12 protein-coding genes are annotated in these 13884 nt (G+C 72.9%); 2 read left to right on the forward strand and 10 right to left on the reverse strand.

Going from position 1 to position 13884, the window contains the following annotated elements; genetic code table 11:
* The first annotated feature begins 1 nt into the window (after position 1).
* Entirely contained in the window at positions 2-1189 is a 1188-nt protein-coding gene (locus PV419_RS01545; RefSeq protein ID WP_319685779.1) for a CU044_5270 family protein, read from the forward strand.
* Positions 1190-1266: 77 nt separating this feature from the next.
* Entirely contained in the window at positions 1267-2499 is a 1233-nt protein-coding gene (locus tag PV419_RS01550; RefSeq protein ID WP_319685780.1) for a hypothetical protein, read from the forward strand.
* Here the strand turns inward: PV419_RS01550 and nirD are convergent.
* The 10 genes from nirD to PV419_RS01600 all read right to left on the reverse strand — a co-directional run bounded on the left by nirD (position 2482) and on the right by PV419_RS01600 (position 13879).
* Positions 2482-2856, reverse strand: a complete 375-nt coding sequence (nirD, locus tag PV419_RS01555) for a nitrite reductase small subunit NirD (protein WP_319685781.1) — start codon at positions 2854-2856, stop codon at positions 2482-2484. The genes PV419_RS01550 and nirD overlap by 18 nt on opposite strands.
* The gene (gene nirB, locus PV419_RS01560) at positions 2853-5480 is read right to left on the reverse strand and encodes a nitrite reductase large subunit NirB (RefSeq protein WP_319685782.1); all 2628 of its coding nucleotides are present in this window, start codon (positions 5478-5480) and stop codon (positions 2853-2855) included. Before nirB ends, nirD begins: the two co-directional genes overlap by 4 nt.
* Before the next feature lie 2 nt (positions 5481-5482).
* Complete coding sequence (locus PV419_RS01565; RefSeq protein ID WP_319685783.1) at positions 5483-6874, reverse strand: NAD(P)/FAD-dependent oxidoreductase; 1392 nt, start codon at positions 6872-6874, stop codon at positions 5483-5485.
* 80 nt (positions 6875-6954) lie between these two features.
* Complete coding sequence (locus PV419_RS01570; RefSeq protein WP_319685784.1) at positions 6955-8280, reverse strand: cytochrome P450; 1326 nt, start codon at positions 8278-8280, stop codon at positions 6955-6957.
* Complete coding sequence (locus PV419_RS01575) at positions 8277-9566, reverse strand: cytochrome P450 (protein ID WP_319685785.1); 1290 nt, start codon at positions 9564-9566, stop codon at positions 8277-8279. Before PV419_RS01575 ends, PV419_RS01570 begins: the two co-directional genes overlap by 4 nt.
* On the reverse strand, positions 9563-10183 hold the full coding sequence (locus tag PV419_RS01580) for a GTP-binding protein (protein ID WP_319686194.1): 621 nt from the start codon (positions 10181-10183) through the stop codon (positions 9563-9565). Before PV419_RS01580 ends, PV419_RS01575 begins: the two co-directional genes overlap by 4 nt.
* Positions 10184-10313: 130 nt before the next feature.
* A complete protein-coding gene (locus tag PV419_RS01585) occupies positions 10314-10673 on the reverse strand; it encodes a DUF742 domain-containing protein (RefSeq protein ID WP_319685786.1) in 360 nt (119 codons plus the stop codon).
* Complete coding sequence (locus PV419_RS01590) at positions 10670-11116, reverse strand: roadblock/LC7 domain-containing protein (RefSeq protein WP_319685787.1); 447 nt, start codon at positions 11114-11116, stop codon at positions 10670-10672. The genes PV419_RS01585 and PV419_RS01590 overlap by 4 nt, the downstream gene beginning before the upstream one ends.
* Positions 11116-12414: an ATP-binding protein gene (locus PV419_RS01595; RefSeq protein WP_319685788.1), complete on the reverse strand. Its 1299-nt coding sequence runs from the start codon at positions 12412-12414 to the stop codon at positions 11116-11118. The genes PV419_RS01590 and PV419_RS01595 overlap by 1 nt, the downstream gene beginning before the upstream one ends.
* Positions 12415-12493: 79 nt before the next feature.
* Positions 12494-13879 (reverse strand): HAMP domain-containing sensor histidine kinase, encoded by a 1386-nt coding sequence (locus tag PV419_RS01600; RefSeq protein WP_319685789.1) that lies wholly within the window; start codon positions 13877-13879, stop codon positions 12494-12496.
* Positions 13880-13884 lie beyond the last annotated feature (5 nt).

Here is a 13884-nt window from a genome sequence, read left to right on the forward strand (position 1 = left end):
CATGGCACGCAAGCGGCCCGATGTCATGAAGACGCTGGCGGACGCCCGGCCCCCGGAGTTCGACCCGGAGCACCTTGGCGGTTCCGAACGCGCCCGGCACGACCTGATCACCATCCTGAGCAGCGCCCCGGAGGCGCCCCGAACGTCCCGGTCCGCCCGGCCGTTCACCTGGCGCTGGGCGCTGCCCGTCGCCGCGACGGCGGCCGTGGCCGGGGTGCTGGTCGCCACCCTGCCCCGGGGCGGCTCGGACACCCAGGACGCCCGCGGTCCCCGCGCCACCGCCCGACCCACCACGGACAGCCCCCGGCACACCCCTGAGAACGGCCGCCTCGCACTGCTGAACGTGGCCGCCCGGGTGGATCGCGCCGCGGACGAGGGCACGTACTGGCAGACGACCACGCGGTCGGGCTGGATCGGCGTCGTCGCCGAGTCCGGGTCGGCCTTCGCGGTGGTGTCCTCCGAGACGCAGCAGTGGTCCTTCGGGGTACGGGCCGGAACACAGAGCCTGTGGGTCTCGGGGATCGATGCCACCACCGAGCCCCGTACCGAGCGCGACACGGCGCGCTGGCGGGCCGCCGGATCGCCGAAGGACCTGACCCTCGCCGAATCCGGGTCGGGCGGCAAGCTCGGTCTGCGGATGGAGATGGGGGCGAGGAAGCGGCCGACGGTGGACCGGATCAACAGCGGCGACAAGATCGCCGCCCTCGGCGCGCGCAATGTGACCTACGCGGAGCTGCGCGAACTCCCCGGTCACAGCGCGAAGCTGAAGGAGGTGCTGGCGGACCTGTACGAGGAGGACCGCGGGAGCGAGATCTTTGGCCGCACGGAGTGGACGTGGCGGCAGGCGGCCAACCTGATCAACCTCCCGGTCAGGCCCGAGGTCCGGGCCGCCGCGTACCGCGTCATCGCGGATCTGCCGGGCATCCGGTCGCTCGGCGAGGTGACCGACCCGCTGGGCCGCAAGGGGACCGGCTTCGCCCTGCCCGCGACCGACCGGCCCGACTACGGGGCCGCGCGGTCGGAGCTGATCGTGGACCCGGCGACCGGGGCCCTGCTGTCCGACCAGGAGGTGCTGACCAAGCCGAACGCCAAGGCCGCCGAGGCGGGGCTCACGGCCGGCACGGTGGTGAACCACACCGCCACGGTGACGTCGGAGTGGACGGACCGGCAGCTGGAGACCCCCAAGTGACCGGGCAAGGTCAGCTGTAATAACCGTCGGTCAGCGGCCATTCCTTCTGAGAACCCACACCGAGCAGAAGGAGCAGCATGGCCAGGAACGCAGGGCGACCCGGGACACGCCGGATGCGGCTGCGCACAGCGGTCGCGGTGTGCGCGATCGCACTCGGCTCGTTCGGGGCGCAGGCGAGTGCCGCGACCGGTGCCGCGCCCAGCGCCTCGTCCGACCGAGCGGCCCGCGCCGACACCCCGTGGAAGCTGCGGACGCCGATGAGCGAGACCGCCTCCCGGGAGTTCTGGGGCGTCGCCGCGACCGGCGCCAAGGACGCCTGGGCGGTGGGCCGGAGGACGGACGGCGCCGCCGGCCCCGCCCCCCTGATCAGACACTGGAACGGCACCGCGTGGACGGACGTGCCCGCCGCCACCACGGGCGGCAAGGCCGCGCAGCTGGAGAAGGTCGCGGCCTCGGCGCCCGACGACGCCTGGGCGGCCGGCTCGCTGGTCGACAACGACTCCACGCCGATCGTGCTGCAGCACTGGGACGGCAAGAAGTGGACGAAGGTCGACCACGCGGCCCCCGCGGAGGGGGCGCTGAGCTTCGTCGGCGACATCGCCACGTTCGGAACGAAGGCGGCCTGGCTGACCAGCTTCGACTGGGACCCGGCGGGCAACACCTCCGAATACCGCCTGGAGCGCTGGACCGGCTCCGCGTGGCATAAGGTGTCCCTGCCCGCCGCCCCCGGCGGCGGCCGGGCGCAGCCCTGGGACATCACCGGCACCGGCCCGGACGACGTCTGGGTCACCGCCGACGCCGTGACCGGCGAGGTGGCCGTACCGCTGCTGTACCACTGGAACGGCAGCCGCTGGACGGTCCGCGAGGTGCCCGTCCCCGCCGAGCACCCGACCGGCTGGGTGGCCAACCGCGCCGTGGCCACCGGCCGTAACTCGGTCTACGTCCTCGGGAAGACCAATGACCCGCAGGCGCCCACGGCCACCATGGCCGCCCACTGGAACGGCAGCCGCTGGCAGTCGCTGGCCGAACTCCCCGTCGACGAGGCGAACACCGCGGGCGCGGACGGCGCCGGGCGGCTGTGGATCGCCGGCTGGACCCCGGGGAACCCCCACTCCGTCATGGCCCGCTGGACCGGCACGAAGTGGGCGACCGAGGAGCTTCCCGCCGACGTCACCGGGCACAGCGAGATGTCCACGGTGCTCGGCATCGCGGGCGTCCCCGGGACGAAGGGCGTGTTCGCCGCGGGGACGGCCGGCTGCGCGAGCGACCCCGTCCAGTGCGGGGTGCTGGTCTCACGCGACCTGGGCTGACACCCCGTCGTCGATACGGGCCGCATACGCCTGGACGGCGACCCCCTCGTCGTCCAGGCACCGCCCCGTCTCCAGGTCGAAGCGCTGCTTCAGCAGCGGCGAGGCCACGAACGGCCGTTCCTGCACGGAGCCCAGCAGACCCCGCGAGAGCACATACGCGCCAGTGAACGGATCGCGGTTGTCGATCGCGTACGCCTGCCCCGCGCGGTCCAGGAAGATCGCGACCTGGGTCCCGTCCGGCAGCAGCGCGGCCACTCCGCGCCCCGGGATCAGGTCCGAGAGCTCGCAGACCGCGAACCATCCGTGGTCGACGAGGAGTTCCACGCGGACGGCGGTCCGCTCGAGTGTCATGGTCATCGGCTTGCGGTCCCTTCGAGAGTACGGATGGGGATGTTGGGGCCGGACAGGATCGTCAGGTCCGGCTTGACCTGGTCGCGCTCGGGCACGAACCGCACCGTCGGGTCCGGGGCGCCCGGCGCGTTGACGAAGGACACGAAGCGCCGCAGCCGCTCCGGGTCGTCCAGGGTCTCGGCCCACTCGTCGCGGTAGCCCGCCACATGGTCGGCCATCAGCGCCTCCAGCTCGGCGCACAGCCCCAGCGAGTCGTCGACCACCACGTCCCGTACGTGGTCCAGGCCGCCCTCGATCCGCTCCAGCCAGGCGGAGGTGCGCTCCAGCCGGTCCGCGGTGCGGATGTAGAACATCAGGAACCGGTCGATGAGCCGGATCAGCTGCTCGTCGTCGAGGTCCTGGGCGAGCAGGTCCGCGTGGCGCGGGTCCGCGCCGCCGTTGCCCCCGACGTACAGGTTCCAGCCGTTCGAGGTGGCGATCACCCCGAAGTCCTTGCCGCGCGCCTCCGCGCACTCACGCGCGCACCCGGAGACGGCCGACTTCAGCTTGTGCGGGGAGCGCAGCCCCCGGTAACGCAGCTCCAGGTCGATGGCCATCCGGACCGAGTCCTGTACGCCGTAGCGGCACCAGGTCTGCCCCACGCAGGACTTCACGGTGCGCAGCGCCTTGCCGTACGCGTGCCCCGACTCGAACCCGGCGTCCACCAGCCGCGACCAGATCAGCGGCAGCTGGTCCACGCGGGCGCCGAACAGATCGATCCGCTGCCCGCCGGTGATCTTCGTGTAGAGCCCGAAATCGCGCGCCACCTCGCCGATGACGATCAGCTTCTCGGGCGTGATCTCCCCGCCGGGGATGCGCGGCACGATCGAATACGACCCGTTGCGCTGCAGATTGGCCAGGAAGTGGTCGTTGGTGTCCTGCAGCGCCGCTTGCTCGCCGTCCAGCACATAGCCGCTGGCGCCCACCGTCGGCGCGAGCGAGGCGATGATCGACGCCACGGTCGGCTTGCAGACCTCGCAGCCGTTGCCGCTGCGCGCCTCCTCGCGGCCGTGGCTGTCCAGCAGCGCGGCGTACGAGGTGATGCGCAGCGTCCGGACGATCTCGTACAGCTCGGCCCGGGTGTAGGAGAAGCAGCCGCACAGCCCCTTGTCGACGCTGACGCCGCTCGCCTCGAGCTCGTCATTGACCAGCGTGGTCAGCGCCTTGAGGCAGCTGCCGCAGCCGGTGCCCGCCTTGGTGCACTTCTTCACCTCGGGGACGGAGGTGCACTGGTGGTCGGTGACGGCCGAACGGATGCTGCCCTTGGTGACGTTGTGGCAGTTACAGATGACCGCCTCGTCCGGCAGCGCGGACGGGCCGATCGCCACCGGCGCCCCCAGACCGGCCGGCAGCACCAGCTGCTCCGGGGCGACCGGCGGCACCGAGCCGGTCAGCGGCCGCAGCATGCCGTACGACTCGGCGTCGCCGACCAGCACCCCGCCGAGCAGCGCCCCGTCGGCGCCGATCACCAGCTTCTTGTAGACGCCCGCACGGGAGTCGGAGTACACCACGTCCAGGCAGCCCTCGGCCGTGCCGTGCGCATCGCCGAACGAGGCCACGTCCACACCCAGCAGCTTGAGCTTGGTGGAGGTGTCGGCGCCGGTGAAGCCGCTCTCACTGCTCGCCCCGGCTGCCTCCGCGATCTCGTCGGCGGCCACCAGCGCCATCTCGTACCCCGGCGCCACCAGCCCGTACACCCGGCCGTCGGCGGCCAGCGCGCACTCGCCGATCGCGTACACCGCCGGGTCGCTCGTACGGCACCGCTCGTCCACCGCGACCCCGCCGCGCTCCCCGACCGTCAGCCCGCACTCGCGCGCCAGCTGGTCGCGGGGGCGCACCCCCGCCGAGAAGATGACCAGGTCGGTGTCGATGGACGACCCGTCCGACAGGGCCATCGCGGTGACCGCGCCGTCCGCGTCCGCCGTGATCTCCTTGCCGCCGACGCCCGTGTGCACGACCAGGCCCATGTCCTCCACGGTCCGGCGCAGCGCGGCGCCGCCGCCCTCGTCCACCTGGATCGCCATCAGCCGCGGGTTGAACTCCACGATGTGCGTGGTGAGCCCGAGCCCCTTCAGCGCGCCCGCCGCCTCCAGACCCAGCAGCCCGCCGCCGACCACGGTGCCGGACGAGCAGTTCTTGGCGTACTCCTCGATCTCCAGCAGGTCCTCGATGGTGCGGTAGACGAAGCAGCCCCGGCTGTCCTTCCCGGGCACCGGCGGCACGAACGGGTACGAGCCGGTGGCCAGCACCAGCGTGTCGTACGCGACGGTCAGCCCGGAGCGCGCGGTGACCGTGCGCGCGGCGCGGTCGATGTGTTCGGCCGGGTCGCCCAGGTACAGCTCGATGCCGTGCCGGGCCATGAAGCCGTCCTCCACGAGGGACAGATCCTCGGCGGTCCGGCCGGAGAAGTACGAGGTCAGCTGGACCCGGTCATAGGCCGGGCGCGGCTCCTCGCACAACACGACGACCCGGGCGCGCTCGGTCACCCCCCGCTCGACGAGGGCCTCCAGGAAGCGCTGGCCGACCATGCCGTGCCCGACGAGCACGATGGTGGGGGCGGTGGCGGTGGTGGCGGGGTTCGGTGCGCTCATCGTCAGGAGCCTCCATCGTTGGTCAGCAGGTGGAGCAAGGGGGCGGAGGGGAGCGGCTCGTCACCCTCCCAGGTGCGGGCGAGCGCGCCGACGCTGCCGAGATCGCCGAGCAGAATGCCCCCGACCAGGCGGTCCCCGCGGACCACGACCTTGCGGTACGCGTTCCGCGTGGCGTCGGTCAGATGCACGACGTCATCGCCGGGGGCGGGGGTGGTCTCGCCGAACGAGGCGAGATCGAGCGGGTTCGCCGCGGACGCGGACGCGAGCGTGAGCCGCGTGAGGGTGCGGCTTCCCGAGTAGCGGGGCCGGGTATCGCCGCCGTGTGCGGCCCGGTGGCCGGGTTGTGCCCACCGGTTCTTCCCCCAGCTACCGCTGGGAGGTGCCCCCTCTGCGGCACGATTGCCCACAACGTGCGCCAGCGTGTCCGCCTGGTCTTGGGCCGGGCCGGCCAGGCCGTAGAGGACGCCGTCGTGTTCGGCGCAGTCGCCGATCGCGAAGATCCGCGGGTCGCTGGTGCGCAGCTGGTCGTCCACGACGACGCCGCGCGCCACGTCGAGCCCGGCCGCGTGGGCCAGGCCCACGCGGGGGCGGGCGCCGCAGGCGAGGATGACGAGGTCGGCGTCCAGCGCGTATCCGTCCGCCAGTTCCACGGCGCTCACGGCGCGCCCGCCGCCGTCGGCCTTTCCTCCGTTGGAGGTCCGCGTGCGCAGGCCCCGCACCCGGCACTCCGTGTGGACCTCCACGCCCAGCGCCTCCACATGGCTCCGCAGCATCTGCGCGGCCCCCGTGTCCAGCTGCCGTTCCATGAGGTGTTCGCCCTGGTGGGCGAGGACGACCTGCGCGCCGCGCTGGGCCAGGGCCCGCGCCGCGGAGACGCCGAGCAGGCCGCCGCCGATGACGACGGCGCGGACGCCGGGGCGGACGGCCGCGGCGAGGGCCAGGCAGTCGTCCATGGTCCGGAAGGCGTGGACACCGTCCGGCAGGTCGTGGCCGTGGGGCTCGAAGAGCCCGCGCAGCGGGGGCAGCACCGGGTTGGAGCCGGTGGCCAGCACCAGCGAGTCGTACGGGACGCGGCGTCCGTCGTCGCACACCACTTCCCCCGGGTCACGGTCGAGCCGGACCACGCGTACGCCGCTGATCCGGCGGACCGCGGCGGGGGCCGGGAGGGCGATGACATCCGGGGTGTACCGCCCGGCGAGGACCTCGGCGAGCAGCACACGGTTGTACGCCAAGTGCGGCTCCTCGCCGATGACCGTCACCTCGACGGCACTGTCGGCGCCCTCGGCGCTCTCGGCGGACATCGCGGCGAGCTGCTGCGCCAGCCGCGTTCCGGCCATGCCGCCGCCGACGATCACCACCCGCCGGCCGCTGCCCGGTTCCCTGTTCGACCTCATGCAGGAAGCGTGCGTGGTGCCTGTTACCCGACCGCATCACCGCCGTTTCCCTGAAGCAACGCTGCCCTCAGCGCGCCCCTTCAGCCGCTGTGAGCCGCGGGCCGCACGCCGCCGAGCCGCAGCGGAAGCTCCTGGGGGCTGTTTCCGACGAAGCTGGGGTGCGGGACGAGCTCCTCGTCGGGGACGGCCAGGTCCAGCCCCGGGAAGCGGGTGAACAGTGCGTCGAGGGCGATCGTGGCCTCCATACGGGCCAGCGGCGCGCCGACGCAGTAGTGCGAGCCGTGGCCGAAGGACAGATGGCGGGCGGCGTCCGGGCGGGTGTGGCGGGTGATGTCGAAGCGGTCGGCGTCCGCGCCGTGGGCGCGGGGGTCGCGTCCGGCGGAGGTGTACGAGACGAGGACGGGGGCGCCCCGGGGGATCACCGTGCCGCCGACGGTCAGGTCGCGGGTCGGGTAGCGGAAGGGGAAGAAGCTGACGGGGCTGTCGTAGCGCAGGGTCTCCTCGACCACATCGCCCCAGGACGCCTTGCCCGAACGCACCAGCTCCAGCTGGTCGCGGTGGGCGCACAGCGCCCGCACGGCGTTGGTGATCAGGTTGAGCGTGGTCTCGTGCCCGGCGATGATCATCAGCAGCAGCGTGCCGATGAGTTCTTCCTCGCTGAGCCGGTCGCCGTTCTCCTCCCCGTCGCGGACGTCCCTCGCGGCTATCAACGCGCTGGTCAGGTCGTCGCCGGGGGAGCGCAGCCGGGCGGCGACCACCTGGGCCAGGATGGCCGGCATCTCGCGGTTGGCGGCCAGCGCCCGCTCGGGGGCGGTCCTGGTGCCGACGATGTCGTTCGAGAGGGCGTGCAGCCGCTCCTGGTGCTCGGGGTCGACGCCGAGCAGCCGGCAGATCACGCCCATGGGCAGCGGCAGCGCGAAGTGGCGGCGCAGGTCGACGACGCCGTCGGGGGCCGCGGCGGCGGCCTCGGCCAGCCGGTCCAGGAGGGAGGTGGCAAGCTCCTCGACGGCGGGGCGCAGCGCCTCCACCCGGCGCGGGGTGAAGGCCCGCGTGACCAGGGAGCGCAGCCGCTTGTGGTCCGCGCCGTCGGCGGTGGTCATGCCCCGTACGGTGGCGAAGGTCGCCAGCGGCCAGCCGGGCGGGATCTCTCCGTCCCGCAGCGCGGCGAAGTGCCGGGCGTTCTTGGCGACTTCGGGGTGGGTGGTGAAGTCCTTGAGCTCCTCGTGCCGGGTGACGGCGTAGGCCGTGACGTCGCCGGGCAGCAGGACCGGGACCGCGGCCCCGCGCTCCCGCAGCCGTTCGTTGACCGCGTGCTGGCCGGCCCCGGTGGGGTCCAGCCGGTGCGGGGCGGCCGGGTGGTGAGGGGCGGGCTCGGCGTGCGTTACGGGGCGTCGGCCGTCGGTCATCGTGAGCCTCCTGGGTCTGCCGTGTGGGTGGCCGTCGCCGCGCCCGCCGCGAGCTGCGGGGCGGTGAACCGCGCCGGCAGCCCGGCCAGGTTCTTGGACCAGGGCGAGGTGATCCAGGCGAGTTGGTCCTCCGGTACGGCGAGTTCGAGGTCGGGCAGCCGGTGCCTGAGCGTGTCCACGGCGGTCCGGGTGATCAGCCGCGCCGGGTCCCGCGCCGGGCAGGTGTGCGGGCCGGCGCCGAAGGCGAGGTGCGAGCGGTTGCCGACGACCGGCCGGCCGTCCTCGGGCAGCACCTCGGGGTCGGCGTTCGCCCCCGCCAGGCCCAGGATGAGCATGTCCCCGGAGCGGATGTGCTGCCCGCCGAAGCGCAGATCGCGGGTGGCGTAGCGGCCGGGGAAGTTGGCGGTGGGCGGATAGCGCCACAGCACCAGGTCCAGCGCGTCGTCGACCGTGAGGTGCCCGCGGGCCAGCGAGGAGCGGAAGCCCGGGTCGGTGAGGAGGATCCGAACGGTGTCGGCGATCCAGTTCACAGTCGTCTGGTTCCCCGCCACGATGATCACTACGAGGTTGTGCAGGACTTCCTGGTCGCTGAGGCCGACCGGGTGCTCCAGCAGCCAGGAGGTCACATCCGCGCCCGGCCGCCGCTTCTTCTGCTCGATCAGCTCCAGCAGGATGCCGCCCATGCGCCGGTTGGCGCCGGTGGCGGCGGCAGTGGGGTTGACGATGGCGGCGATCGCCTCGACCAGCCGCGGCCCGCGCTCCTCGTCGAGGCCCAGGATCTGGGTGACGACCTGCAGCGGGAGCATCCGCGCGTACTGCGGCACCAGATCCGCCTCATGCCGGTCCGCGAACCCGGCGATGAGCCGCTCGGCGGTGGACCGCACCATGCGGATCAGCTCGTGGCCGTCGAGCCGGCCCAGCGCCTCGGCGACCGCCGAGCGCATCCGGCGGTGCTGCCGGCCGTCGGCGAACAGAAGCGCCGGGCGCCAGCCGACCAGCGGGATCAGCGGCGAATCGGGTGGCACCCGGCCGTCGCGCAGCGGGGTCCAGCGCCTGGGGTCGTGGGAGAAGTACTGCTCGTCGCGGGTCAGATGGAGCAGTTCGCGATGGCCGAGCACCAGCCACGCCTCGACGCCGGGCGTGATGGCGACGGGCACGACCGGGCCGTGCTCGCGGCGCATCCGCTCGTACAGCGCGGGCATGTCGCCGTCCAGCGTCGGCCCGTACAGCGGCACCGGAGCCGGCAGCGCGCCGATCGCCCCACCGTCCGCCCCACCGGCCGTCATGATGCCTCCGAGACGGTCTCTATGAGGTGGGTGACCAGCGAGATCAGCGCCTTGACCGAGGACTGGTGCTCCCGCGCGTCGCAGATGACGAGCGGCGTATGGGGGAGCAGGTCGAGCGCGGAGCGCAGATCGTCCTCGCTGTGCAGCACGCTGTCGGGGAAGGCGTTGACCGCGACGGAGAAGGGGACGTCCAGGTCCTCCAGATGCCCGATGGCGTCGAAGGAGGCCTCCAGATCGCGGGTGTCGACCAGCGCGAGCGCGCCCAGGGCGCCGCGCGCCAGGTCCTTCCACGCGGGGAGGAAACGCTGCTGACCCGGCGTGCCGAACAGGTAGAGCACCAACTCCCCGCCGAGCGTGATCCGCCCGAAGTCCAGGGCCACCGTGGTCGTGATCTTGGACGGCCGTACGGCGGTGTCGAGCCGGGCGCCCGCCTGGGTCATGGTCGCCTCGGTGGACAGCGGCTTGATCTCCGAGACCGTGCCGATCAGCGTGGTCTTGCCGACGCCCATGGGGCCGACGACGAGGATCTTGGCCGCGCCGGACACGCTGGACTGCACGTACATGACGGGTGTCCCGGCCAGATCGTCCGCGTCGGCCGAGTCGTCCGCGTCCTTCATGTCGTCCACGTTGTCCCCGCCACCCTCGCCGTCTTCGTCGTCCATGCCGTTCACGCCGTGCACGCCGTCCATGTCATCGGCGCCGTCCGCATCGTCCGTGCCGTCCGTCCCGTCCGCCCCGTCCGAGATCTCAGAGCTTGCTCTCAAGCCCATCGAGCACCTTCCTCAGCAAGTCCCTATCGGCACGCTCGGCGGCCCGGACGGGCGGGCGCGCCACGATGTGCCCCCACTCGATGAGATCTGCCAGCAGCACCTGCACCACGGCCGGCGGCTGGCCGAGGTGCGCGGCCGCCTCCGCCACCGACAGCAGACCCTGGCAGAAGTCGACGATCCGCCGGTACTCAGGCTGCAGATCCGGAGGCGGCACGCTCCCCGAGGCCATGACCAGCGTCTCCCACGGCAGGTCGTCCCGTGAGGAACCCGCGCGGCCACGTGTGATCACGTAGGGCCGCACGGCCGGGGTGGTCCGTTCCTCGCGGGGCTCGGTCATGACGTCGGGTTCATCGGCTCCCGAGGACGGCTGCTCAGATGGGCGCCGATCTTCGCCACCAGCAGCTGCATCTGCTGGGCGACCAGACCGACATCCGCTTCCATATCGGTGGCCACGCCCAGGGACGTCCCCTGGCCGGCCGAGGTGAACAGGACGAAGCCCTTGTCGGACTCGACCATCAGCTGCCGCACCCCCGCGTCGTCCCCGAATAACAGTGCCGCGGTGGACTGGCCGGTCACCGTGAGCGCCGCGCAGGCAGCGGCCAGCGACTCGGCCTCCGCCACGTCCAGCCGGGGCACGTCCCCCGTCAGCCCCTCGGCGGAGCCGTGTCCCATGCGCAGACCGTCCTCCGAGACGACGACGGCGTGTCGCACGCCCGGGATCTGCGTCAGCGGACGCAGCATCCATCCAACGTCCGGCAGCCTGGATATGGTTCCGGCCACTACCGGCCTCCTTCTCGATCTGCTCGGTCCTGTCGGTCGGACTTAGCCACCTCCGCGCGCCCGCGACGGGTGCCGGAGACGATGCTGGCGATGGAGGCGCGAGCGGCCTCGGGGGTCCACGGGTCACCGGTGGATGCGGCGGAACCGGGGTCGGGGACGTGCGCCTCGGCTCTGGGCGCCTTCGGGTTCGTACGGCGGCGGTTGCGCCGCTGCGGCAGCCCGGCCCCGGAGCCGGAATCAACACCGGCCCCGGACTCGGTCCCGGCGGGTGCGGTCGCGGGTGCGGCCGGGACGGTCACGGGCTCGACGACGACCGGCTCCGCGTTCACGACCGGCTCGGCGCTCCCGCCCAGCAGCCGGTGCGGTACGAAGACCACCACCCGCGTCCCGCCGTACGCCGAGGCCGTCGACAGCTCCACGCCGAAGCCCAGCTCCCGCGACCACCGCCCGACACACGCGAGGCCCAGCCGCGGCACCGCCCCCAGCTGCGCCAGGTCCAGCCCGTCCTGGAGCTGGGCGACGGCCTGCTCCAGCACCTCGGGCGGCATACCGAGCCCCGCGTCGTCGATCTCGATGACCGCGCCCGCGGCGACCTCCCGGATGGAGACCGCGACCTGGGTGCGCGAGGGGGAGAAGACCGTGGCGTTCTCCAGCAGTTCGGCGACCGCGTGCATCAGCCCCTCAACCACGGGCGCCATCACGTACAGCGTCTGGCCGCCGTGCACATCCACCCGCCCGAACTCCACGATCCGCGACTGCGCGCCGCGCACGCAGTCGAAGAGCGTCACCGGCCGGGTCTCGCGCCGCGCGGGCCAGATCCCGCACATCACCATCAGGGTCTGCGCCTTGCGGGTCATCTGGGCCGCGGCGTGGTCGGCCTTCATCACCTCGGCCATCACCGCCGCCTCGCTGATGCGCTGTTCGAGGCCGTCGAGCACCTGCTGCTGCACCACCGCCATGGCGTGCACGTTCCTGGCCACGGACTCGAACGACGCCTGTACGGAGTCGCGCAGGCTCCGCTCCCGGCGGGCCGCCTCGTCCAACTCGGCCCGTACGGCGGCCAGCCGCGCCACCTCTTCGCCCCGCTCGGCCGCGGCGGCCCGCTCGCGCTCCGCGGCGGCCCGCTCCCGCTCCGCTTCGGCCCGCGCCTCAGCGGCGGCGGCCCGCTCCCGCTCGGCCGCCGTACGCGCCCCGGCGACCGCTTTGCGCAGCCTGGCGACCCATAACGAGCCCAGCAGCGACGTCAGCACCAGCAGAGCGGATGCGACGGCGATGACTCCCGCCGTCCCCGACAACACCTTCGTATACCTCCACCCGCGACGCGGCCAAGAACGGGCAGATACTACTGACCAACTGATCAGTCTGTTCCGGTTGTTGTCAAAGTCGCATCTGACACGGCAGCCTCAGCAGCACCCGGGCCCCTCCCCGGGGGCTGGTGTGGAGGGTCAGGGTGCCGCCGTGGGCGTGCGCGATGTCCTTGGCGATCGCGAGGCCGAGGCCGGTGCCGCCGTCCTGCCGGGCGCGGGCGTCGTCCAACCGGGTGAAGCGCTCGAAGACGCGCTCGCGGTCGGGTTCGGGGATGCCGGGGCCGTCGTCGTCCACGGAGAGTTCGACCCTGCCGTCGCGGACCGCGACACCGATCGAGACGGTCGTGCGCGCGTGTCTGCGGGCGTTGTCGGTGAGGTTGGTGAGCAGCCGGGAGAGCTGTACGCGGCTGCCGTGCACGACGGCGGCGGCAGCCTGTCCGGCGTCCTCGCCGGAGGCGTCCGCGCAGGCCACCACCGTGCCGGGATGGAGCCGTACCTCCTCCGCCGCCAGCGCCGCGAGGTCCACGGGGGAGCGGGGCGGCGCCTCCTGGGCGTCGAGTCTGGCGAGCAGCAGCAGGTCGGAGGCGACGGCCTGGAGGCGCTCGGTGTCCTGGAGGGCCTTGTGCGCGGCGGTCGGCCAGTCCGTCCGCGAGGGGCGGGCCAGGGCGAGTTCGAGCTGGGTCCGTACGGCCGCGATGGGGCTGCGCAGCTCGTGGGAGGCGTCCGCGACGAACTGGCGCTGCCGGGTCATGGCCTGGTGCAGCCGGTCCAGTGTGGCGTTCATGGTCCGCGCCAGCCGGGAGATCTCGTCGCGCGCCTTGGGCACCGGGACGCGGCGGTGCAGATCGCGTTCGGTGATCTCCGTGAACTCCTCTCGTATGGCGGCCACCGGGCGCAGGGCGCGGCCGACCAGCAGCCAGGTGAGGGCCGCCACGAACAGCACGAGCCCGGCGGCCGCAGGGGCGACCTGGCGCAGCAGCAGCCGGGTGGCGTTGTCGAGGGCGGTGGTCGAGGGGGCGACGTCCACGCTGTACGGCGTGTGGTTCCCCACGGAGAGGACGGTGGGTGCCTGGCTGTCGAACGTGCCGCGCCACGGGGCTTTCGCCGGACGACCGATCGCCTGTCCCGTCGCCTCCTTGATGGTCACCGATGGGGGCGTGACGACCACCGCCTTGTCCGCCTGCCACATCTTCCCGGACTTGGTCAGTTGGGCCGCGACCACCGATGGGGGCGTGACGACCACCGCCTTGTCCGCCTGCCACATCTTCCCGGACTTGGTCAGTTGGGCCGCGACACTGACGGCGGTGTGCTTGGCGTCCGCCTCCGCGCTGTCGCGCAGGTTCTGCCGCATGACCAGCACCAGGGCCAGCATGCACAACGCTATGGCGAGGGTGACGGTGCCGACGGCGGCCGACGTGGCCTTGGCGCGGACACTCATCCCGGTCAGCGGGCTCATGCCGC

Origin of the sequence: Streptomyces sp. ME19-01-6, assembly GCF_033793745.1 — a bacterium.
Lineage (GTDB): Bacteria > Actinomycetota > Actinomycetes > Streptomycetales > Streptomycetaceae > Streptomyces.